We start from the raw sequence: 22,684 nt of genomic DNA, 5'->3' as shown, positions 1-22,684 counted from the left end.
AATTATCCCTCCTTCACCCTTTTTTCTGATACGGTTTCGGAATTGACGTACTGATCTTTTGCTTGACTAGTCGATTTACCTCTTTTCCGTTTCTCTTTCCATTTGAATTTCGCATCAAAATAAGCACCGACTAGTCCTCTTGGGTAAAAGATAATGAGCAGCGTCAGGATTGGACCAAAAATGAGCATCCTATACTCCTGTAAAAATTGCAGGTATTGGGAAACCCATACAATCAGAAGGGTACCGACGATCGGACCTGCTAACGTCCCGATTCCTCCGACCAGCAAATACATGAGCAAATCGAACGTGATGGTGATATAGCCAATGTCCGGGCCGATGAATCGGATGAAGGATGCATATAAGGCACCGGCCAAACCGGCAAAGAAAGTTGAGATAACGAAAACGGCCAGCTTGTTCCTGGTAGTCGAGATCCCAATCGTACGCGCCAACTCTTCACTGTTACGGATAGCGATGTACGTCCGCCCTGTCAGGGAATGGACAATCCGGTACGTGACAAAAATGGTCGCCAGCAGGAAGAATAGCACGAGATAATATTGAGACAATGGACTTTGAAAGGAAACAGGTCCGATATCCGCAGGAGCCGGAATCCCGATCAAACCTCTCACACCACCAGTCAAGCTGTCCCACTTATAAATCACCAGGTAGATGATATAACCGACACAAAGCGTATAGATCGCAAAAAAATGCTCCCTTGTCCGTAACGAAATCAAACCAATCAGAAAACCTATGAAACTGGTGATCATACATGCTAGAACTAGAGCTGTCCAATAATTGATACCTGCCTTCACTGTCAACAATCCTAACGAATAGGCTCCGATTGCAAAAAAACCTGCATGGGCGAGAGATAAATATCCCGTATAACCCGCTAATAGATTCAATCCATAAACTCCGATCATCCAAATGAAGGACAAAACCATGATGTGTATGAAATATTTGTTTTGGGTAATGAATGGAAAGACCATAGCTAATAAAACCAAACTGAGAACGATCACTTTCTTCCTGATGTTGGGTCTCATCAATGGCCCCCCTTAGCGAATAATCCTCTAGGCTTGATGGATAGGATGATCACCAGGAGTACGAATGCAATAAGATCCTTATAATCGTTGGAAATATACGTAGCTCCGAGGCTCTCACTGAACCCTAATATGTAACCACCCAGGATTGCACCGGGTATACTCCCCATCCCGCCTAGGATGATGATGACGAACGCTTTCAGTATGACGAGGTGTCCCATGCCTGGAAAAACGAGATTGATCGGCGCTGAAAGGGAAGCCGCGATTGCAGCCAAACCACCCGAAATCATGAACGTCAGCATTGTCACTTTGTTCGTATTGATTCCAACAAGATGAGCACCTTCTCGATTTTGCGACATTGCGATGATCGTTGACCCTACAAACGTCTTTTTCAAAAACAAATACAATAGGATCATGACGACGACCGCACTTACATTGATAAGAAGTCTCTGTGTGGTGACCGTCAGACCGAAAAGGTTGATGACTTCTCCATATGGGGTACCCATGGTGCGATAATCCGCTCCCCAAATCAGATGTGCCAATGCTTCGAGGAATAGGAGGATTCCTATTGCTGCGATTTTGTCATGGATTGGAGGAGCATTCCGTAAAGGATGGAACACCAATCTTTCCATTAATACACCGAGAAGTCCGACAACAAGGATTGAAATGAGTATGGCGATCCAATAATGGACACCCCATAAAAGCATCAAAGTCAAGGTTACGTAGGCTCCTAGCATATAAAGGGCTCCATGGGCGAAGTTCGGTATGTGCAGGATCCCGTAAACGAGTGTAAGCCCCAAAGCAACCAAGCTGTATACACTTCCAATTGTCAGACCATTGAAGAGTTGTTGAGCTAAAATATCCATTTAACTACCCCCTTTAGCTATTCATTTATAAGCTCATTTGAGATCAGACCGATAAACAATCCAACTAACCGGTTAGTATGGATGTTGTTTTATTAAACTGTCCTCCCTCACGTTTAATGTCTAAAAACTAGTTTTTAACACTTTCGGCTTTTTCCCGTTCCTCTTCCTGAAGTTTACGCCATAAGATCTTACCGCTACTGGTTGTCGGGAACTCTTTTCTGAACTCGACGATCCGTGGATACTTATAAGCAGCCATATGTTGTTTAGACCATTCTACAATTTCTTCTTCGGTTACTTTCCCTTCATAATCATCATTCAAAATGACGAAAGCTTTGATGTTCTCGCCTTTACGAGGATCAGGAACCCCGACGACACAGGCCTGTTTGATCGCTGGATGATCGTACAGATAGGATTCCACTTCTATAGGCCACACGTTAAAACCAGATGCATTGATCATCCTTTTGACCCGGTCGACAATGAAGAAATATCCCTCATCGTCATAACGAGCAATATCACCTGTTCTGAAAAAGGACTTCCCATCAATATCGATAAAGGCATTTCTATTCTCATCATCTCTGTTGTAATAACCAATCATAACTTGCGGACCATTGACGACGATTTCACCTATTTTCCCTGCCCCCACCTCTTCTTGGGTGACCGGATCGATGATGCGTGCATCTACATCAAATGAAGGGATCCCCAGGCACTGCAATTTCGGACGATCCGGCGGATTGAAATGTGTCTGGGCAATTGTTTCTGAAAGACCATATCCCTCCACGAATCGTAAACCAGTCAATTTATAGAGTTTCTCACCAATCGCTTTCGGGAAGGCAGCTCCTCCACCAGAAATGGCAATCAGGGAAGAAAGGTCTTCTGATTTCACTTCAGGATTGGCGAGGAAATCAATCAACATCGTACTGATGGTTACCCAATGTGTACACTGTTGTTCTTTGATCAACTTCAGTGCGGTTTGACGGTCCCATCTTGTCATGATCACCATCGTACTACCGCTGAAAATCGGCATGTGCATACTGTGGACCATACCTGTCACATGGAACAAGGGTAAGGTCATGAAACTCTTTGAATCCGTCGTTGAACGTGACCAATGGTAAGCACCGATAGTATTGGCCTGAACTGTTCTGTTCGTATGCATGCATCCTTTCGGAAGTCCAGTCGTTCCAGACGTATAGGGAAGGACAGCAAGATCGTCTGCACCACTCGTCAATTCGGATGGATGGACATCTGCTTGGATTGCATCTTCCCACAAATAAAAATGATCTCTTTGGAGTGATTGACGAGGCGCTGCCACTTCCGCCGGCAAATCACCTACAAAATCACCTGTATAGTCTGAGTAAGCTGCGACGACCAGATGTTGAAGGGAAGTTCCACCGAGCAAAGGCTCTACTTTATCAATCAGTTCTTGTCCCACTATTCCATTTTTGATTTCACAGTCATTTACATAAAACTCCAGTTCATTTGCGGTCAGCATCGGATTGATCGGTACGACTACTGCATCAGCTCGTAAGATTGCATAGTAGGAAATGACAAATTGAGGTGAATTCTGCATGAACAGCAAGACTTTTTCACCATTGGCAATTCCAAGCTGTTGCTGTAAGTAACCTGAAAGTACTTCAACCTCTTGATCAAGCTGTCGATACGTCATCGTATTCCCATAAAAATAAATGGCCTCGTGGTCAGGATACCGGGCAGCAGAAACTTTCAAATTATTGACGAGTGACGTCTCCGGAACAATGATCGACTTCGTTAGTTTTGGCCAAAATTCAAAATGACTGTTTGGCATCCGTATCGCTCCTTTTTCAATAGAATTTTAAGAAGGTGTATCAACGGGCAACCTTTTCATTAAAACGTGTCTTCAATACTTTGGCAGCTTCTGAAATCGCCCGTCTTCCATCATCCAGTGGTTCCGTCATACATAGGAAGCCGTGGATCATACCTGGATAACAAGCGTATTTCGTTTCTACCCCAGCTTTCTTCAATTTATCGGCATAGTTTTCACCGCCGTCCCGTAGTGGGTCACACTCAGCCGTAAGGATATATGCTGGTGGAAGATCCTTTGTCGTCTCATCAGGGATCAGGATAGGAGCTGCCAAAGGGTTCATCATATCATTACTGTCATCCAAATAATGTGTCCTGAACCAACTCATCGTCGATTTGTCCAGGTTGAACCCCTCATCAAATTGTTCATAGGAAGCCGTCCTTTCATAGCCGATGGATGGATAAAACAATATCTGATACTTGATGAAAGGAGTGTCCCTTACAATCGACAAATAGCTGACAACTGCTGCAAGATTTCCACCTGCACTATCACCACCGACTGCGATCCGGTTCTTATCCGCACTGAGTTCTTCAGCATGGTCTGAGACCCACTTGGAAGCCATATATGCATCTTCAACCGCAACTGGAAACTTTCGCTCAGGTGCAAGACTGTAATCGACGGATATGACAACAAAACGAGACTCGTTAGCGATTTGTCGGCAAAGATGATCATGTGTGTCCAAATCGCCGATCACCCATCTACCTCCATGGAAAAAGATCAATGCAGGTAAATTCTCCGTTTCATCCGGATGGTAGATTCGTATGGTAATGTCATCTTTAAATCCAGGAATTTTACGGTCTTCAACCCTCGCTATTTTTTCGCTTCTGTTCAACTTTTGACTCATTGCCTTGAACGATGCCCTTGCTTCATCCACCGGCAGCTCCTCAATTGGAGGTAAACCCTTTGATATAAATATTTTCAGTAAGGCTTTCGCTTGCGGATGTAGACCCATCACTTCACCTCCGAATTGTAAACGCTGTCATTTTTGAATAAGAAAGATTTCCAGCCCTCTTATTTTTGAATTCATTAAATATTCAGTCTTTTAATGGCGCGGTTATCTTTGGAGCTTATTTCCCTTGGAAGTTAGGTTTGCGTTTCTCCTTGAAGGATTCAACACCTTCTCGATGATCTTGAGTGGTAATGACAGTAGCTTGTGTAATTCGTTCAAGTTCAAGAATTTCATCCAAACTGGAAACAAGTGATTGGTCAGCGATCTTTTTAATGAACCCATACGCTTTGGAAGGACCAGCAGCCAACTTTTCAGCATAAGCTGTTACTTCTTCCTTAAAGCTGTCCAACGGAAAGACTTGATTGACGATTCCTAGAGACTTTGCCTCATCTACGTCAATCGGTTCCGCATTGAACAACAACTCCTTTGCACGATGTACGCCAATGAGCCTTGGCAAGAAATATAGACCTCCCCCATCCGAAATCAAACCGACTTTAGTGAAGCTCAAGACAAATTTGCTTTCTTCTGCCGCCAGGATGATATCGCTCGCCAATGCAAGGTTGAATCCTGCTCCTGCGGCAAAACCATGGACAGCAGCAATGATCGGTTTATCCAGGTTTTTCATCGCCAATACAAGCTCATTCAATTTCCCAATATGCTCATAGACTTTAACAGGTTCATTCTTGCCCATCGTTTTCACATCTCCCCCGGCGCTAAAAGAACGGCCTGCTCCTGAAATGATGACGACTCGTACATGGTCATCATTTTTCGCTTGTTCAATCGATTCCTTCATTGTCGAAATCATATCAGGACTGAATGCATTCAACGATTCCGGCCTGTTCAATGTGAGATGCATGACGGACCCTTCAATATTGACTAACAGATCTTTCGTTTCGGTTTGCTGCATGACGATTTCCTCCTTAAGGTTTATATGTTCCATATGGTGATACGGATGCTTTTTAACATCCCGTTTTGGTAAAAAATCATTTGGATGTTTTGTAACATCCTCCTTCAATCCATAGTTAAAAAACAGGTGAATCAGAAATAAGGAGTTCGAGGCACGACGGTTTTAAGGACCGGAGTGACGAGCGATACTTGCATGTGTTCTGCGAGTTGTACCGAGGAAGCGTTCTAGAAGTAATCACTAGTAGACGCAGGTACATATGCTCTTACTTGAGGACCGGAAAAACCGAGTAACAATCACTGCCTAAAAACGTCACGTCCTGTGACAACGTAGTACTAGCACTTCCTATGCGTCGGAAATCCGAAGTTTATCATTTGGTTGTTTTTTAACCTCCTATCAAACCACCATCCAACCACCATCGACCAGCACATCAGCCCCGGTCATATAAGAAGCTTCCTTAGATGCCACAAACGAAATCACATTTGCAATTTCTGAAGGCTTTCCGACCCTTTTCAAAGCTGTGTTCCGTTCAATTGCTTCTTCAAACCGCTTATTCTTCAGGCCTTCCTCTGTAAGCGGTGTTTCGGTGAATCCAGGGGAAACAGAATTGACTCTTACACCGTATTGTGCAAATTCCACGGCAAGTGCCTTCGTAAAGTTGATCACTGCCGCTTTTGATGAACTGTAATGTGGAATACGTGCACCAGCTTTGTGACCAGACAAGGACGCTATATTGACAATGGAACGATTTCGTTTTGTTTCTTCGTTCATTTCATTCTCACTGCCGTCCGTAATCAATTTGCCCAGGATTTTGGAAACGAGAAAGACGCTTTTCAGATTCGTCTCCTGAATGCGGTCCCATTCACTAGCTTGCAAGTCAAGAATAGAAGATTTGCTCGACCCGCCTGCATTATTGATCAGAACATGAAGGTCCCCAAATTTCCCCTCTATGAAGCGAGAAAGTTCCAGAACTTCTTTTTCTTTGGTCACATCTGCTTGAAATACTTCCGCAAGCGGCCCGCTTGAAGATTCATTGATAAGAGCGGATACCCGTTCAAGCTTTGATCGTGTCCGTCCAACAAGAACCACCCTTGCACCTTCTTCAGCAAGCTTTAATGCGGTCTGTTCTCCAATTCCGCTACCGGCACCTGTAACTACTGCAATCGACTCTTTGAATCTACCCATTTGCATCCCTTTCCTTTGTCATTTCTTTACACCAAGATGTTTTCTTCCTACAATCCTACTATTTTGATCGAAACGAGGTATAACTTGAAATAGATTGTCTTGTGCTACAAAATTGATTTCCTCTTCAAATCCATAACGCAACAACATTTGTCCAATACGAGCTTTCTTCAATATCTCGGCTCCGTCGTGTCGGTTTCCTTGATAAAAGGTGTGTGCCGCATACGCTGAATCAGTCAGCTCGAGTGGATGGTCCGACCATGCTGCTATCCTATCGATGAAATGACCAGCACCATAGAAGTCTTCCACATTGAACTCCCCGGAAGAGCCTGCACAGACGAGCACAATCGTTTCTTCAGGATGATGATTCAAGATCTGCTCCGCAACTGCTTGATTGTTTAATAGAGAGGAAGTGTAAACGGCTTTTGCAGTATTGGACCTTCTGATGGCGACGGTACCATTGGTCGTAGACAGGATGACGATCTTCCCATCTACCTTCTCTTTAAGCGCTTTCGGGTTAGGAGATAGAAACCCTTCGATTGTGACACCCTGATATTCCCCGACCAGGACAAAGCTCCCTTCTTCTCTTCCTTGCGATTCCTCTACTGCTTCAATACCGTTCAAAACAGGGATGACTTCCCTGGCGCCGAATTCCAAAGCTGCAGTAATGGTTGATGTAGCTAGTAAAATATCAAAAGTGACAGCTACTTTATCCCTCATTTTTTCCTGATCGATCTCTTCCTTCTTAAGCAGAAGGTGAATTTTCATCATAAAGCACCTCAGATTCTTCGTTCTGCAGTCAAAAGTGCATACTGCATCAAGTTCTCGACAAACTTGTTCAAATTCGCGAACCGTTCATCCTGGGTCTGGCCTTTCTTCCAGCGATAGTAGATCTGCTGACAGATGACAGCTAACTTGAAATAGGCGAACGTCATGTAAAAATTGAAGTTCGAAATATCCCGACCGCTTTTCGTTGCGTAAGCGTCAATGAATTCATCCCTTGTCATGAAGCCAGGATTCGTCGTGATGGGTTCTTCCCCCATTCCACGCTTCAATAATTCAGAATCCTCAGCTTCTATCCAGTAACTCATCGCTGCTCCTAAATCGGCCAGGGGGTCACCAACCGTCGTCATCTCCCAATCAAACAAACCATTCATTTTTCTTAAATCATAGGTGAACATCGCATTATTCAACTTGTAATCATAATGGATGATCGTCGCTGCATTTGATTCAGGAATGTGATCGACCATCCATTCCTTCAGTCTTTCTACTCCATGAATATCATCGGTATGTGATCGGTCATATCTTTTGATCCAGCCATGAACCTGTCTTTCCATGAATCCTTCTGGTTTGGTCATCTCTTTCAGTCGTGTTTGGGTATAATCGATGCTATGTAAGGATACTAGAGAATCGACCATCGTTTCAGAGATACTCCGGCACAATTGCTCCGTTACCACCACATCGTCTGGAAAGCTGGTGTCCAAAACCATACCCTTCTTCCTTTCCATGATGAAGAATGGACTTCCGATTACATCGGCATCTGCCAAAAGATAAGGCTCCGGCGCTGCAGGAAAATGGGGATGGATTTCTTTTAAGACCCGATATTCCCTTTCCATGTCGTGTGCCTTCGGTGCAACTGGACCTAACGGTGGCCTCCGCAATACCGCTTCCCAATCACCCATTCCCAACTCGTAAGTCAAATTTGAACGGCCGACACTGAATTGCTTTACCTTCAAGGGCTCATCAGGCAAATCATCCAAATGCCTTCGTAGAAACTTCTCGATCGAGGTAAGATCCAGTTCTTCACCTTTCCGTACAGGGATCGTCTGAGAGGTCATAAGAACCCTCCTTTATAATTTGATTAGCTTGTTACAAGGAGCCCTTCTAAAACATTTCTGAGTGCCGGGGTAATAGGTACAGTTTTTTGTGCCTCATAATCAAAACAAACGATCGTCGCTTCAGCTTCTGCAATCATTGCGCCGGTTTCAGCCGCCCTGATGATTTGGTTGAAAGAAAAGCTTTTCGTGCCGATCTTCGAGATCCGTGTCATGACGACCAGCCTTTGATTGAAGTAGGATTGGCCAAGGAAATCACAGTTCGTTGAAGCCAATATGAAACCTTCCCGAATCTCTGGATCATCCGGTATGACTTGATCGAAAAATTTCCCCCGTGCTTCTTCTAGATAAATGAAGTAACTCGTATTGTTGACATGACCTGCCATGTCGGTTTCACAAAATCGAACCGATATCTCCGTTTCATGGTTCACACTCTCACATCCCTTCTTCGCTTTTCAGTTTAATTTTCATCGGTCTTCTCTACCGACTAACCAGTCAGTATATTGTTTCAATCAAAAGACCGAGGTAGAGTATTTTCTTCACCTATCCTTACCGATCCATCTTATTTATTCCATTCAGGATCATATCGAGGTAAATATCAGTAAGCCCTTCTTCAGAGATTTCACCGCTAGGATTGAACCAATAATAACTCCAGTTGGTGACACCCAGGATTCCCCGTGTGATCATATCTGGATTCAAGTCATCCTTGAATTCGCCTTTTCTTATCCCTACTTCGACGATCATTTGACAGTTTTTACGGAAAAGATCCCGTTTCTCCATATTCTGTTCAAGATATTCAGGGCCAAGATTCCTCATCTCTCTGAAAAAGATCCGCGCACTTTTCCTGCGCTGTTGTATGTTATGGATCAACAAGAAGATGGTTTCCCGGAGCTTCTCCTTGCAACTCTTCGTATCATCCTTCAAAATTTCTTCCTGGTTCTTCAGCAAATATTCGATATAACCTAGGTGGATGTCCCTGAGCAATTCCTGCTTGCTTTTGAAATAATAATAAAATGTTCCTTTCGTAACACCGACACTGTCGACGATATCCTGGATCGATGTCTCTGCGAATCCTTTTTCGTCAAATAAATGAATACTCGTTTCCATGATTTTTTGTCTCATCTGAACTAATCCTCTCACTTGATATGGTACAAAAAATTATATCATATCCAGTGTACGCTCGATTCATGTAGCACCGAAAAAACAGTTCTCATCCCCGTTCAATGATCGTTGCGATTCCTTGGCCTCCGCCGATACATGCGGTGATCAACGCATACTTGCCCCCTGATCGCCGAAGCTCATAAATCGCTTTAGTAATAAGGATGGCCCCAGTCGCCCCGAGTGGGTGACCATGCGCAATTGCTCCACCGTTCACATTCACTTTTTCAACATCCATTTCAAGCTCCCTGTTGCAAGCAATCACTTGTCCGGCAAAGGCTTCATTAATTTCAATAAGATCGATATCATCAAGTGTGTGACCTGATTTTTCCAATACCTTTTTAGTCGCTGGAACCGGACCGATTCCCATGATATTAGGATCTACTCCCGCTACTACGCTAGCCCGGATCGTAGCCATAGGCTCGATACCAAGCTCTTCTGCTTTTTCCCTTGCCATGATCACAAGGGCGGAGGCAGCATCATTCAAGCCGGAACTATTTCCCGCAGTGACAGTCCCTCCTTCTTGGAAGGCTGGTTGAAGTTTCGATAAGGCTTCCATCGTCGTTTGCGGCCGCGGGTGCTCATCAGTTTTGAATTCAATCGGATCTTTTTTCCTAACCGGAACATGTATCGGCAGGATTTGTTCGTCGAACCTGCCTTCTTCCATAGCTATTGCCATTCTTTGCTGGCTGAGATGGGCAAATTCATCTTGTTCTTTTCTGCTGATTTTATACTGTTTTACGAGATTTTCAGCTGTGATCCCCATTGGCGGGTCACCTATTTCCTTCGGCGACAGCTGTGATTTCCGGATTTTCGGAGGTACAGGACTGTAAGGTTTTTCAGGGCGTTCCATCAAGTACGGTGCCCGGCTCATGCTTTCAGTTCCACCAGCCACATAGATGTCCCCTTCACCTGATCGAATTGCCTGCGCAGCCAGATTGACAGCATTGATTCCTGATCCGCATTGACGGTCGATGGTCAGGCCTGGCAGGTTGATCGATAGTCCAGTCTGCAAGGCGGTCAGCCTGGCTATATTCCCACCGCCACTCAAGACATTTCCTAAAATGACATCCTCAATCACGTCCGGTGAAACTCCTGCTCTTCTTACTGCTTCTTTAATGACCTCAGCTCCTAGGACATGGGCTGGTATGGTCGCCAATGTGCCTCCCTGTCTGCCGATTGCCGTGCGGACAGCAGAAACGATGACGGCATCTCTATTCATCTTTACACTCCCTTGTGTGATAGGATTCCTTTATTACGTTGCTTGCGTGCCCCCATCGACGACTAAGATCTCGCCGGTGACAAAATCAGATGCCCTTGATGCCAGGAAGACCGCAGCACCCTTCAGATCATTTTCGCCTCCGAATTTACGTAACGGCGTACCACTGAGAAGTCCTTCCTTCCCTTGTTCAATCAACGCCCTGGACATTTTTGTCGGGAAAAAGCCTGGCGCTATCGCATTGACATGAATGCCCCTTGGTCCCCACTTGACTGCCAGATCTTTCGTGAAGGTGATCACAGCGCCTTTACTAGCGTTATAGCCGATCGCGTCCATATACTTTGGATTCGATCCCTTTAATCCTGCGACAGAGGCAATATTGATGATCTTTCCTGATTCTTGAGCCAGCATCACTTTACCTACTGCCTGTGACATCAGGAATGTCCCGTTCACATTGACGTTCATCACTTTCTGCCACGCCTCCAACGGCATTTCTTCAGCTGGCGCCCCCCAAGAAGCTCCGCTGTTATTGACAAGAATGTCGATCCTGCCGAACTCTTCCACCGTCCTGTCGACGACATGCTGGATTTCTTCAGGATTCGTGACGTCACATTTAAAAGCAAGTGATCCTACCCCCATCTGTTTCAAGCTTTCACTTACTTCCTTACATGCTTCTTCTTTCCTTGAACAGACTACGACGTTGGCTCCGGATTCTGCGAACCCTTCTGCGATCTGCTGGCCTAGTCCTCTTCCGCCGCCTGTCACAATCGCCGTTTTTCCAGAGAGATCAAACAGTTCCTTTATGTGCATACGCTTCCCTCCTATGATTGCTTTCCTGTACTTTTTTCAGTTCATATCTTGCAATCGCTCTTCGGTGGACTTCATCAGGTCCATCCGCCAAACGGAGCGTCCGGATGTTCGCCCATTTCGCTGCAAAAGGTACATCATTGCTGACGCCTGCGGCACCGAAGGCCTGTATCGCCCTGTCGATCACTTTCAACGCCATGTTCGGAGCGACCACTTTTATCATAGCGATCTCGGCCTTAGCTTCTTTATTGCCGACAGTATCCATCATATAAGCAGCTTTCAATGTCAGTAACCGAGCCTGCTCGATTTCGATTCTCGAGTCTGCGATCCATTCTCTGATCACACCTTGTTCGGAGAGCTTTTTACCGAAGGCTACCCTTTCAGAAACTCGTTTGCATAATTCCTCCAATGCACGCTCTGCTGCACCGATCGTCCTCATACAATGGTGGATCCGTCCAGGCCCTAGTCGACCCTGGGCGATGGCGAAGCCTTTCCCTTCTCCCCAAATCAGGTTCGATGCAGGGACTCGTACATTGTCGTATTCGATTTCTGCATGTCCATGCGGGGCATGGTCATATCCGAATACCGGAAGGACCCGCTTGATTTTCACCCCGGGAGTATCGAGCGGCACCAGTATCATCGATTGCTGTTCATGCTTTGGCGCCTTCGGGTCATTTTTCCCCATGACGATGGCGATTTTGCAGCGGGGATCACCCGCCCCTGAAGACCACCACTTTGTTCCATTGATGACATACTCATCACCATCGCGGACGATGCTTGTATTGATATTCGTAGCGTCAGAGGATGCGACATCAGGCTCAGTCATCGAAAAACATGATCGGATTTCGCCATCGAGTAGAGGATATAGCCATTTCTGTTTCTGTTCCTCCGTCCCATAACGGACGAGCAATTCCATATTCCCAGTGTCAGGGGCAGCACAATTAAATACTTCCGGCGCAATATGGGAACGTCCCATGATTTCGCATAAAGGAGCATATTCGATATTTTTCAATCCCGCTCCATACTCACTTTCTGGTAAAAAAAGATTCCATAGGCCTTGTTCTTTCGCTTGTTCCTTCAACTCCTCGAGAATCGGCGGAACGATGGAAAATCGATCGGTTTTATCAAGCTGTTCCTCATACACTTGCTCATTCGGGTAGATATGTTCTTCCATGAACGTATTCACCTTTTGCTGCAACTCTTTGACCTTTTCCGAATATTCGAAGTTCATAGGGCACCTCCTAAGGATTATGAACAAATGGATATGCAGGCATTTTGTTAGTCAAACCTTACTAAACACCACATTCCCTTTGATGACTTCTTTACCATCTTGGTTGCTAGCATCCACTCTGAAATCCATCTTCTTTTCATCACTAGCTTCCAAAGTGGCATTCAATGTGATCACATCATTCAAAAAAACCATTCCTTTGAAACGGATCGCATAGTCCTGGATGAAACCTTCCCCGTAGTAAGGAGTAAAAAGCTTTGCGAGGTTACCCATCGTCCACATTCCGTGGGCAATGATTCCAGGCAACCCTGCCTTTTCTGCTTCCTCATCAATCGTATGGATCGGATTATAATCCCCGGAGGCTCCAGCGTACTTGATCAAGTCAATTCTGGTTACCGGTGATAACACTTCCTGCAGGGATTCGCCAGTTTGCAAGTCTGCCAGTTTACTCATACCAACATCCCCTTTCGTACCGCCTCATTGATGATGACAACCTGTTCTTCTGTGAAAATGAGTTTGCCATCCGTATCTTCTCCAAATCGATTGATGATCAGAAAGCCCATTTCTCCGCTTTTACCCGTCCGCTCATAGTAATCTTTCACCTGTGAATAACAAATGATTTCCTCCCCGACGAGTAGTGGTCTTTCATAATGATAGATTTGTTCGCCGTGAATCAATCCTTTTTTCGGTAGATTCAATTCTTCGATCGTCCCGTAATCAAACACTCTCGGAAAGGTCGGCGGCGCGATATTGTTCTTGAACCTTGACTGCTTTCCGGTTTCTTCACATATAAAAATGGGGTGGGGATCACCGATCGATTCAGCAAACTTTTTCACCGCTCCCCGTTCAACAATGTTCTTCACTCTGTTAGACCGCTTACCTATACAGTGGGTCAACATGCTATCACCTCATTTTTCAATTAGTAAATCGGTGTCTATTAATCTTTCGGACCACCAGCCACATACAACACCTGCCCATTCACGAATGAAGATCTTTCATCCGCATAGAATGCAACGACGTTGGCGATATCTTCGGGCTTACCGCTTCGACCGACCGGGATATTTTTCACACTTGCTTCAATCAATTGCTCGAAGGAGATACCTATCCTTTCTGCGGTTTGCTTCGTCATTTCCGTTTCGATGAATCCTGGTGCAACAGCATTCACTGTAATCCCATATTTACCGAGTTCGATCGCCAGTGTTTTCGTAAAGCCCTGCAATCCAGCCTTAGCGGTGGCGTAATTCGCTTGTCCCCGGTTTCCGAGGGCAGAGGTCGAAGAGATGTTGATGATACGCCCATATTGATTTTTCACCATATATTTCTGTGCTGCCCTGGCTGCATTGAAGGAACCCCGCAAATGGACATCCATCACTGTGGTCCAATCGGAATCAGTCATTTTATAAAGCATGTTATCCCGGATCACCCCGGCGTTATTGACGAGGATATCAAGCGACCCATATGTCTCGGCAGCTTCTTTCATCGCTGCTTCTACTTCTTCAGCTTCAACGACATTTGCAACCTTCGTGTAGAGTTCAAAACCTTTTTCCTTGAATTCACTTGCCGTTTCACCCAACGCTTCTTCATTCACATCAATGATCGCTACTTTCGCACCTTCTTCCGCAAACCGTTGTACGATTCCTTTTCCTATTCCACGGCTACCTCCAGTGACAAAAGCGACTTTTCCATCGAATCTCCCAGCCATGTCCATTCCTCCTTAAAAAATTGATTCTATTAAATGTATTAACCTACCACTTATTCACTACGGTGACGCCTATGTTTTGAAAATCACTCATCTGTTCAAAGGTATCTGGAGACTCTTCCAAAGAAATCTTCCTGGTTATGAGTGCGCCAGGATTCAGCTTTCCTTTTTCAACCATTGCAAGCATATGCGGATACTGGGAAGGCGGCATTCCGAGAGAACCGATCAATTGGATTTCCGACTGGACGATCAGATCAATCGGAAGCGGAATCATACCAGCTTCCTCTTTTGTCGTCAATCCAAGCTGAAGATGCCTTCCACGCTTTTTCAAGCTAAGTAATGAGGCCTGACACGTTTGAGTGATACCGAGAGCATCAACTGAAACATGAGCCCCGCCCTTGCTTTTTCAAGCTAAGTAATGAGGCCTGACACGTTTGAGTGATACCGAGAGCATCAACTGAAACATGAGCCCCGCCCTTTGTAAGATCCTTCACCACTTTCGCAGGACTTTCATTTTTGGCATTAATCTCGGCCACTGCACCCAATTGTCGGGCTAATGCGAGCTTTTCTTCATCAATATCAACCGCAATCACATTCGCACCAAGAGCTGTTGCAATCTGAATCACAGATAAACCGACTCCGCCACAACCATGGACCGCAACCCATTCACCAGCCCTTACCCCCGCTTGGGCGGTGATGCCATGAAATGCGGTCATGAATCGGCATCCCATCCCTGCAGCCTCTGTAAAGTCGATAGACTCAGGCAAAATCGTCAGGTTGACATCCGCGTTGGCGACATGTGTATACTTTCCGAAACCACCCCAGGAGGTGAATCCAGGCATCTGGATATTCTCACATACATTGTGATGGCCCCTTTGGCAATACGGGCAATGGCCATCTCCGATTGTGAATGGAACAATGACTCGGTCACCTTTTTTAAAGTGTTTCACATGGCTTCCGGTCTCTTCAATCACACCCGAGAATTCATGACCGAGTACATGGGGCAATGGAACCTGCAGCCAATCCCAATCCCCCATCCAAGCATGCCAGTCGCTACGGCAGACCCCGTTTGCTTCTACTCGGATGATGACACCTTCGGGGGTGCATCCAGGATCAGGCATTTCCCGGACAGTCATCGGTTTTCTGATTTCTTCCAATACAAGCGCTTTCATTTTTCTGATCACCTCCTATAAATGAATGGTGTAGAATCAGGCGAATTGACCGACCTTCACATGTCCTTTCAAAAGGTTCCTCGAGATGATCAGACGTTGGATTTCATCAGTTCCGTCGTAAATTCTCCAGAGCCTCGCTTCACGGTACCAGCGCTCGATCGGCAGTTCTCTCGTATACCCCATTCCGCCATGGATTTGGAGCACACGATCGACAACTCTATTCCCCATGTTGGAGCCGTACAGTTTCGCCATTGACGCAGCATGACGGTTATCCTCACCTTGATCGAGTGTGAATGCAGCATTCAGGACAAGCCAACGGGCAGCTTCGATTTCAACAGCTGAATCTGCAATCTGCCATTGGATTGCTTGTCTGGTCGCAATCGGTTTTCCGAACGTTTCCCTTTCATTCGCGTAATCAATCGCCATCTTCAACAGCCGTTCAGCTGCCCCGACCGCACGTGCTCCGACAATCCATCTCGCAAAACCGATCCATTCCAGCCCTAAGTCATAACCGCCGTTCACTTCTCCCAGGATGTTCTCTTCAGGAACACGTACATTGTCAAAAATGAGCGCTGCTGGTCCCCATTCACCCATCGTATGGATATATTCCGATTTCCATCCCATCGATCTGTCAGCGATGAAACAGGTGACTCCTTTTCGTCCACTTGATGATTTGTGAAGCTCTTTGTCCGTAATCGCAATGACCATGACGAAATCGGCTTCGTTTCCACCAGTGATGAACGTTTTTTCACCATTCAAAACCCATTCATCACCGTCCTTCACCGCTGTCATTTTAATATTCTGTGTATCAGAACCTGCTCCTGGTTCAGTCATTGCAAAACATGATTTCTTTTCCCCATTAATCGTCGGGAGGAGATATTTTTCCTTTTGAGCTTCATTACCGTAATACAGGATATTGTCTGCAGACCCACCGAAACTGAACGGCACGAATGTCCGCGCCACTTCCATCTGGACGATCGCAAGCATCATCTGACCCAGATCAGCTCCACCGTATTCTTCAGGAGTATTGATCCCCCAGAATCCCGCTTCCTTCGCTTTTAACTGCAGCTCTTCCATTTTCCCTTCCGGAAGGCTTGGTTTTCCTTCCCTTTCATTACGAAGCACTTCGTTTTCTAACGGAATCAATTCCTTTTCGACAAACTTTCTTATCGTTTTCTGAACCATCCTTTGTTCATCAGTCAAACGTAAATGCATACATGTTACCCCCGTCAATTTGGATGTTTTACTTGGAATAAATCAATTGCTTTTCGGCCAGGAACATACCGACTGGTTAGTATGTTATATGTCTATTTTATTTAGAAATTTCTGAAAATACAACCCTGAATTTATGAATTGTATTAAAAAATCGTTTTATCTATACTTTTTCAACCATCATCGCCATACCTTGTCCGCCTCCTACACAGAGTGTTGCCATCCCTGTCTGTTCTTGACGGTGTTTCATTTCATGGACTAGCGATGTGAGAAGACGAGCCCCAGTCGCTCCAAGTGGATGACCTAGTGCAATTGCACCACCGTTCACATTCACTTTGCCCGGATCAAGATTCAGTTCACGGATTACGGCGAGTGATTGGGATGCGAAAGCTTCATTCAACTCGATCAAACCGATATCGGCGAGATTCTTTCCGGTACGTTCAAGAAGTTTCTTGACAGCGGGAACAGGACCGATGCCCATCACTTCAGGAGACACACCAGCAGTTGCCCAGTCTACAATTCTACCAAGCGGCTCAAGCCCCAATTGAAACGCCTTATCTTCGGCCATCAATAGAAGCGCCACAGCCCCATCGTTTCGTCCGCATGCATTTCCTGCAGTAACCGTTCCGTCTTCTTTAAAAACGGGCTTGAGTTGTGATAGTTTCTCCATTGTCGTCTCTGGTCTCGGGTGTTCATCCTTAGCGAAGGTGAAAGAAGTCTTCTTTTGTTTGATTTCCAAGGGGATGACTTCGTTTTGAAAACGTCCGGACTCAATCGCTTTTGAAGCCCTCCGCTGGCTTTCGATGGCAAATGCATCCTGATCTTCCCTTGAAACCTGGTATCTTTCAGCGACATTTTCGGCTGTCATCCCCATCCCGAGATTTTTCCCATACATTTCAATCGGTTGTTGACCAGCTTCAAGGTTTGAATCGATGAGTTTGGTCCGGTCGCCTCCAAACCGGCTGTTTCGGATATAGATCGGCGCGTTGCTAAGACTTTCCGTACCGCCTGCAATCACGATTTCAGCCTGTCCGGATTCGATCTGCTGCACACCAGAGGCGACTGCCTGCATGCCTGATGCGCAGAGCCGGTTGATTGTAAAAGCGGGGGATGTCTCAGGAACCCCAGCTCTTAATGCTGCTACGCGGGCCACATTGGAGGATTCAGTCGTCTGTCTCACCTCACCTAAGATGACTTCATCCACCTGACCTGGAGAAATCCCTGACCTTTTGATCACTTCTTTGATCGGGATGGCAGCCAGTTGGCCGGCATTGAAATCTTTAAGACTGCCACCGTAACGGCCGACAGGGGTCCGGGCAGCCTCGACGATCACAATATTGTTTTTCATGTCCTCTTCCTCCTCTCAATCTATTAGACTAGCTGTATTCTTTACGGAGCTGAGCCGCAATGATATTTTTCTGGATTTCGGATGTACCCTCATAAATCCGTGTGATTCTGGCATCGCGATAAAACCGTTCGATCGGATAATCGGAAATATAACCGACGCCGCCATGGACTTGCAGGGCTTTATCAGCTACCCGGTTATATACCTCTGAGCCGTAAAGCTTCAGCATCGCTGCTTCCTTGATGACCTTTTCACCTTGATCGACCATCCAGGCGACACGATAGGTGAAGGATCGAAGGGCTTCTGTTTCGACACCCATTTCCGCAACCATGTGGGCGACCGCTTGATGCTCTATGATCGGTACACCGAACTGCTTCCGTTCTTCTACATATTCCATACACATGTCAAGAAGCTTTTGGCATGAACCGAGATTGCGGGCTGCGAGACCTGCTCGTCCGTTCGCTAATATCTTCAGGGCATTTACATAGCCTTTACCGATTTCACCGAGAACATTTTCCTCTGGAACTTCACAGTCCTCAAAGATGAGTTCTGCAGAATGGGATCCCTTCAGCCCCATCTTTTCCTCAACAGCGCCAAGATGAAAGCCCGGGAAATCTTTTTCGACGATGAAAGAGGTGATACCCTTAGCACCTTTGTCCGGATCCGTAACAGCCATCACTGTGAACACATCCGCTTCTGTCGCATTCGTGATGTAATGCTTCGTGCCGTTAAGGATATATTTATCCCCTATTTTGACAGCCATCGTCTTGAGGTTGGAAGCATTCGAACCCGCTTCTGGCTCTGTCAATGCGAATGCACCGATTTTTTCCCCGCTTGCCATTAGCGGTAAATACCTTTTCTTCTGCTCCTCGTTCCCCATCTCGACGATACCGACCGTACCGATGCCCGTGTGTGCTCCAATCAAGGTGGTGAAACCGTTATGCGTCTTTCCAAGTTCCTCATATAACGCGCATTTGCCGATCATTCCGATTCCAAGCCCACCATATTCTTCAGGGATGCTCAAACCAAACAGACCCATTTCCTTCGACATTTCGATGATCCGATCGGGGATTTTATCTTCCTTCTCGATTTGCATTGCAACCTTCTCCACTTCATTCGAAACGAAGTTCCGAATGTTGTTCCTCAAAAATTCAATATCCTCATCCAAACGAAAATCCATAAGGTCCCACTCCTTTCTTTAATTACAGGTGCCAGGCACCATTTCCAATCCCTTGCTTCGCTTGAGGTTCACTTCGGTGCATGGCACCGCATTCTATACGCCGACTTTGAGGTTTTTGATTTCTTGTGTGAGCAATGGAACGATTTCAAATAGGTCGCCTACGATTCCATAGTCAGCGACATTGAAGATATTCGCTTCGGGATCCTTGTTGATAGCAACAATCACTTTAGAGTTCGACATACCCGCCAAATGTTGGATCGCGCCAGATATTCCGCATGCAATATATAAGTCAGGCGTCACGACTTTCCCTGTCTGGCCGATCTGAAGGGAATAATCACAGTATTCTGCATCACAAGCGCCTCGTGAAGCTCCGACTGCTGCTCCTAATTCGTCAGCCAGGTCCTTCAGCGGTTCGAATCCTTCCTCGCTTTTCACTCCTCGTCCACCTGCCACGATCACTTTAGCTTCCGATAAATCCACTCCCGCAGTTGCTTTTCTCACAACTTCCTTCACGATGGTCCGCAAATCAGTGACTTCGATATCCTTTTGTTCCACCACTCCAGAACGGCTTGTATCCTTCGTGATTGCCTCTATGTTGTTTGGTCGGATCGTCGCAAAAATCGTTCCATCCTTCACCCGTTTCTTCTCAAAGGCCTTCCCAGAATAAATCGGTCTTGTGAACACAACTTCACCATCTTCTTCTTCGATCCCAGTCGTATCCGAAATAAGCCCTGCTCCTAAACGCGCTGCCAATCGGGGAGATAAATCTTTCCCTAATGCTGTGTGACCAAGCAATACCGCATCAGGTTGTTCCGATTGAATCACCTGTAAATAGGCTTGAAAAAATCCATCACTCGTATAGGTGTCCAATTTGTCATTCTTGACGACCACAACCCGATCCGCACCATATTGGATAAGTATCTCAGCTAAACACCCGATCCCTGAACCTGCCACTGCCGCAATGACTTCTCCTTCTCCCGAAATTTCTTTGCCTGCAGCCAACGCTTCAAATGATACGTTCCGTAATTCTCCATCTCTCACTTCTGCGAATACAAGTACTTTTCTCCCCATCAATCGTACCTCCTAAATGACTTTTGTTTCTTTCCGTAAAGACGCCACAAGTTCCCTTACCTGCTCCTCAGGCTCACCTTCAAAGATTTTACCAGCGGCTTTGTCCAGTGGAAGGAAGGTCGTAATCGTCTCTGTCAATGATTCAATTTCATCCTCATCAAGGTCTAGGTCATCATAATCGATCTCTTCCAACGGTTTCCGCTTTGCTTTCATGATTCCTGGCAAGGATGGATAGCGCGGTTCATTCAACCCTTGTTGTGCTGTGACAAGCAAGGGGAGATTCGTTTCAATGATTTCCGTATCCCCTTCCACATCACGTTCCACCGTCACTTGGGAACCCTCTACATCGATCTTTGTGATCGTTGTGACATTTGGAATCCCCAATTGCTCAGCCAACCGTGGACCGACCTGGCCAGTGCTGTTATCGTTCGACACATTCCCGCCAAGGATGAGGTCATACTCCTTGTCCTTCAAAAATGCAGCCAGAATGGAGGCTGTCGTATGCTGGTCCTTTTCCTCTACATCCTCACTGTTGATCAGTACAGCTTGATCAGCACCCATCGCAAGAGCTGTCCTCAGCTCCTTCTCCGCCTCTTCCTCTCCAACGGTGACTACAGTCACTTCACCGCCATGTTTATCCCGAAGCTTAATCGCTTCCTCGACAGCAAACTCATCATATGGATTGATGATGAATTCCACACCATCATCGTTGATTTCCCCATCCTGAATGACGATTTTCTCCTCTGTATCGAATGTCCGTTTTAAAATGACGTAAATGTTCATTGGTTTCTCCTCTCTTCTTTGATCACTTTGAACGTTCCATATCCTTTTGCCAGCAGATTTCCTTCCTGGTCGTACACTGCTCCTTCACCCATCTTGATTTTCCGTCCATTGCCATACACTTCCGCTTTAGCCGTAATCGAACCGCTGTTCACAGGGGCGATATATTTTATATTCAGATCGACCGTTATGACCGGCTGGGCATAAACCGCTCTCATCTTCATGCTGATGATGTTATCGATAAGCGTTGCATAGACACCCCCGTGAAGGTTCATGTACGTATTCATCAATTTTTCTTCAAGTGGCAGCTCCAGAACGACCTCATCCTCATTCACTTCAACTAATCTGAAACCGAGTAATTGGAAAAAGGGACTTGATTCGAAATCATATCGGATACGGTCAAAACGATTCTCAACTTGGGTATCCATCTTATTTTCCCTGGAAGGCTGGTTTTCGTTTTTCAAGAAATGCCCTCGTCCCCTCCTGTTTGTCTTCTGATGAAAACAAGATCGCCTGGGAAAGCTTCTCGATGATCAGTGCCGTTTTCATATCCGTTTCAGCGCCGACATTGACAGAAAGCTTTGCAAGCATGACCGCCAAAGGTCCTTTAGCGATGATCTGTTCTGCAATTTCCACGGTTTTTTGTTTCAATCTTTCAGGCTCAACCACTTCACTGACAAGACCGATGTTCTTAGCTTCTTCCCCCGGGATGATCTTACCTGTCAAAATCAACTCCAATGCTTTCCCTTTCCCGACAAGCCTTGTCAATCGCTGGGTCCCACCAGCCCCTGGAATGATCGATAGGTTCAATTCCGGAAGGCCGAGCTTAGCTTTAGTAGAAGCTACCCTGATGTCACAAGCCATCGCAAGCTCACAGCCCCCTCCTAATGCAAAACCATTGATCATCGCGATCGTCGGCTTCTTATACGCTTCAATAAAATCGTAGACTTGCTGCATTCCGCCACCCTTCAATGCATCGTCTTATGTTCAAGCTGGCTGATGTCGGCACCAGCAGCGAAGGACTTTTCACCTTCCCCGGTGATGACGACACATTTGACGGGTTCCTCCCCTTCCAGCAAATCAAGTACTTCAAGCAACTCGTCCAACGTTTCTTTGTTCAAAGCATTACGTACTTCTGGTCGATTGATTTTGATAAAAGCGATGTTGTCTTCTACGTACACATCAAGGTTTTCGTACCCCATGATC

26 protein-coding genes are annotated in these 22,684 nt (G+C 45.9%); all 26 read right to left on the bottom strand.

Annotation, left to right across the window (positions count from 1 at the left end; genetic code table 11):
• Window positions 1-2 precede the first annotated feature (2 nt).
• Window positions 3-1,037 carry a branched-chain amino acid ABC transporter permease gene (locus ACJROX_RS09000; RefSeq protein WP_408010414.1) on the bottom strand — a complete coding sequence of 345 codons (1,035 nt, stop codon included), beginning with the start codon at window positions 1,035-1,037 and terminating at the stop codon, window positions 3-5.
• On the bottom strand, window positions 1,037-1,900 hold the full coding sequence (locus ACJROX_RS08995; protein WP_408010413.1) for a branched-chain amino acid ABC transporter permease: 864 nt from the start codon (window positions 1,898-1,900) through the stop codon (window positions 1,037-1,039). The genes ACJROX_RS09000 and ACJROX_RS08995 overlap by 1 nt, the downstream gene beginning before the upstream one ends.
• Before the next feature lie 127 nt (window positions 1,901-2,027).
• A complete protein-coding gene (locus ACJROX_RS08990; RefSeq protein WP_408010412.1) occupies window positions 2,028-3,701 on the bottom strand; it encodes a long-chain fatty acid--CoA ligase in 1,674 nt (557 codons plus the stop codon).
• A gap of 40 nt (window positions 3,702-3,741) precedes the next feature.
• Window positions 3,742-4,689, bottom strand: a complete 948-nt coding sequence (locus ACJROX_RS08985) for an alpha/beta hydrolase (RefSeq protein WP_408010411.1) — start codon at window positions 4,687-4,689, stop codon at window positions 3,742-3,744.
• A 115-nt stretch (window positions 4,690-4,804) separates the two neighbouring features.
• Window positions 4,805-5,593 (bottom strand): enoyl-CoA hydratase/isomerase family protein, encoded by a 789-nt coding sequence (locus ACJROX_RS08980; RefSeq protein ID WP_408010410.1) that lies wholly within the window; start codon window positions 5,591-5,593, stop codon window positions 4,805-4,807.
• Between the two features lie 393 nt (window positions 5,594-5,986).
• The gene (locus tag ACJROX_RS08975; RefSeq protein WP_408010409.1) at window positions 5,987-6,775 is read right to left on the bottom strand and encodes an SDR family NAD(P)-dependent oxidoreductase; all 789 of its coding nucleotides are present in this window, start codon (window positions 6,773-6,775) and stop codon (window positions 5,987-5,989) included.
• Between the two features lie 18 nt (window positions 6,776-6,793).
• Window positions 6,794-7,540 carry a 2-phosphosulfolactate phosphatase gene (locus ACJROX_RS08970; protein ID WP_408010408.1) on the bottom strand — a complete coding sequence of 249 codons (747 nt, stop codon included), beginning with the start codon at window positions 7,538-7,540 and terminating at the stop codon, window positions 6,794-6,796.
• Between the two features lie 11 nt (window positions 7,541-7,551).
• Window positions 7,552-8,610: a phosphotransferase family protein gene (locus ACJROX_RS08965; RefSeq protein ID WP_408010407.1), complete on the bottom strand. Its 1,059-nt coding sequence runs from the start codon at window positions 8,608-8,610 to the stop codon at window positions 7,552-7,554.
• 23 nt (window positions 8,611-8,633) lie between these two features.
• Complete coding sequence (locus tag ACJROX_RS08960) at window positions 8,634-9,038, bottom strand: acyl-CoA thioesterase (RefSeq protein WP_408010406.1); 405 nt, start codon at window positions 9,036-9,038, stop codon at window positions 8,634-8,636.
• Between the two features lie 118 nt (window positions 9,039-9,156).
• Complete coding sequence (locus tag ACJROX_RS08955) at window positions 9,157-9,729, bottom strand: TetR/AcrR family transcriptional regulator (RefSeq protein ID WP_408010405.1); 573 nt, start codon at window positions 9,727-9,729, stop codon at window positions 9,157-9,159.
• A gap of 88 nt (window positions 9,730-9,817) precedes the next feature.
• Window positions 9,818-10,987 carry a thiolase family protein gene (locus tag ACJROX_RS08950; RefSeq protein WP_408010404.1) on the bottom strand — a complete coding sequence of 390 codons (1,170 nt, stop codon included), beginning with the start codon at window positions 10,985-10,987 and terminating at the stop codon, window positions 9,818-9,820.
• Between the two features lie 33 nt (window positions 10,988-11,020).
• On the bottom strand, window positions 11,021-11,794 hold the full coding sequence (locus ACJROX_RS08945; RefSeq protein ID WP_408010403.1) for an SDR family oxidoreductase: 774 nt from the start codon (window positions 11,792-11,794) through the stop codon (window positions 11,021-11,023).
• Window positions 11,772-13,022, bottom strand: a complete 1,251-nt coding sequence (locus ACJROX_RS08940; RefSeq protein WP_408010402.1) for an acyl-CoA dehydrogenase — start codon at window positions 13,020-13,022, stop codon at window positions 11,772-11,774. The genes ACJROX_RS08945 and ACJROX_RS08940 overlap by 23 nt, the downstream gene beginning before the upstream one ends.
• Before the next feature lie 51 nt (window positions 13,023-13,073).
• Window positions 13,074-13,472, bottom strand: coding sequence for a MaoC/PaaZ C-terminal domain-containing protein (locus tag ACJROX_RS08935; RefSeq protein ID WP_408010401.1), 399 nt, complete (start codon window positions 13,470-13,472; stop codon window positions 13,074-13,076).
• Window positions 13,469-13,918 (bottom strand): MaoC family dehydratase N-terminal domain-containing protein, encoded by a 450-nt coding sequence (locus ACJROX_RS08930; protein ID WP_408010400.1) that lies wholly within the window; start codon window positions 13,916-13,918, stop codon window positions 13,469-13,471. The genes ACJROX_RS08935 and ACJROX_RS08930 overlap by 4 nt, the downstream gene beginning before the upstream one ends.
• Window positions 13,919-13,956: 38 nt before the next feature.
• Window positions 13,957-14,721, bottom strand: coding sequence for a 3-oxoacyl-ACP reductase FabG (gene fabG / locus ACJROX_RS08925; RefSeq protein ID WP_408010399.1), 765 nt, complete (start codon window positions 14,719-14,721; stop codon window positions 13,957-13,959).
• 43 nt (window positions 14,722-14,764) lie between these two features.
• Window positions 14,765-15,082: a hypothetical protein gene (locus ACJROX_RS08920; RefSeq protein WP_408011614.1), complete on the bottom strand. Its 318-nt coding sequence runs from the start codon at window positions 15,080-15,082 to the stop codon at window positions 14,765-14,767.
• A gap of 10 nt (window positions 15,083-15,092) precedes the next feature.
• Window positions 15,093-15,890 (bottom strand): alcohol dehydrogenase catalytic domain-containing protein, encoded by a 798-nt coding sequence (locus ACJROX_RS08915; protein ID WP_408010398.1) that lies wholly within the window; start codon window positions 15,888-15,890, stop codon window positions 15,093-15,095.
• A 36-nt stretch (window positions 15,891-15,926) separates the two neighbouring features.
• Window positions 15,927-17,105 (bottom strand): acyl-CoA dehydrogenase family protein, encoded by a 1,179-nt coding sequence (locus tag ACJROX_RS08910; RefSeq protein WP_408010397.1) that lies wholly within the window; start codon window positions 17,103-17,105, stop codon window positions 15,927-15,929.
• Between the two features lie 160 nt (window positions 17,106-17,265).
• Window positions 17,266-18,450: a thiolase family protein gene (locus tag ACJROX_RS08905; protein ID WP_408010396.1), complete on the bottom strand. Its 1,185-nt coding sequence runs from the start codon at window positions 18,448-18,450 to the stop codon at window positions 17,266-17,268.
• 28 nt (window positions 18,451-18,478) lie between these two features.
• Window positions 18,479-19,627 (bottom strand): acyl-CoA dehydrogenase family protein, encoded by a 1,149-nt coding sequence (locus ACJROX_RS08900; protein ID WP_408010395.1) that lies wholly within the window; start codon window positions 19,625-19,627, stop codon window positions 18,479-18,481.
• Between the two features lie 93 nt (window positions 19,628-19,720).
• Window positions 19,721-20,698: an electron transfer flavoprotein subunit alpha/FixB family protein gene (locus ACJROX_RS08895; protein ID WP_408010394.1), complete on the bottom strand. Its 978-nt coding sequence runs from the start codon at window positions 20,696-20,698 to the stop codon at window positions 19,721-19,723.
• A gap of 12 nt (window positions 20,699-20,710) precedes the next feature.
• Window positions 20,711-21,481 carry an electron transfer flavoprotein subunit beta/FixA family protein gene (locus tag ACJROX_RS08890; RefSeq protein ID WP_408010393.1) on the bottom strand — a complete coding sequence of 257 codons (771 nt, stop codon included), beginning with the start codon at window positions 21,479-21,481 and terminating at the stop codon, window positions 20,711-20,713.
• Window positions 21,478-21,906 (bottom strand): PaaI family thioesterase, encoded by a 429-nt coding sequence (locus ACJROX_RS08885; protein ID WP_408010392.1) that lies wholly within the window; start codon window positions 21,904-21,906, stop codon window positions 21,478-21,480. Before ACJROX_RS08885 ends, ACJROX_RS08890 begins: the two co-directional genes overlap by 4 nt.
• 1 nt (window position 21,907) lies before the next feature.
• Window positions 21,908-22,435: an enoyl-CoA hydratase/isomerase family protein gene (locus ACJROX_RS08880; protein ID WP_408010391.1), complete on the bottom strand. Its 528-nt coding sequence runs from the start codon at window positions 22,433-22,435 to the stop codon at window positions 21,908-21,910.
• A gap of 11 nt (window positions 22,436-22,446) precedes the next feature.
• Window positions 22,447-22,680, bottom strand: coding sequence for an enoyl-CoA hydratase-related protein (locus tag ACJROX_RS08875; protein ID WP_408010390.1), 234 nt, complete (start codon window positions 22,678-22,680; stop codon window positions 22,447-22,449).
• Window positions 22,681-22,684: the final 4 nt, after the last annotated feature.

The sequence above is a fragment of the Pseudalkalibacillus sp. A8 genome (genome assembly GCF_045920555.1).
In the GTDB taxonomy this organism is placed as follows: Bacteria; Bacillota; Bacilli; order Bacillales; family Fictibacillaceae; genus Pseudalkalibacillus.
The sequence above is the reverse complement of the archived record's forward strand: the minus strand, read 5'-3'. Positions and strand labels throughout refer to the sequence as shown.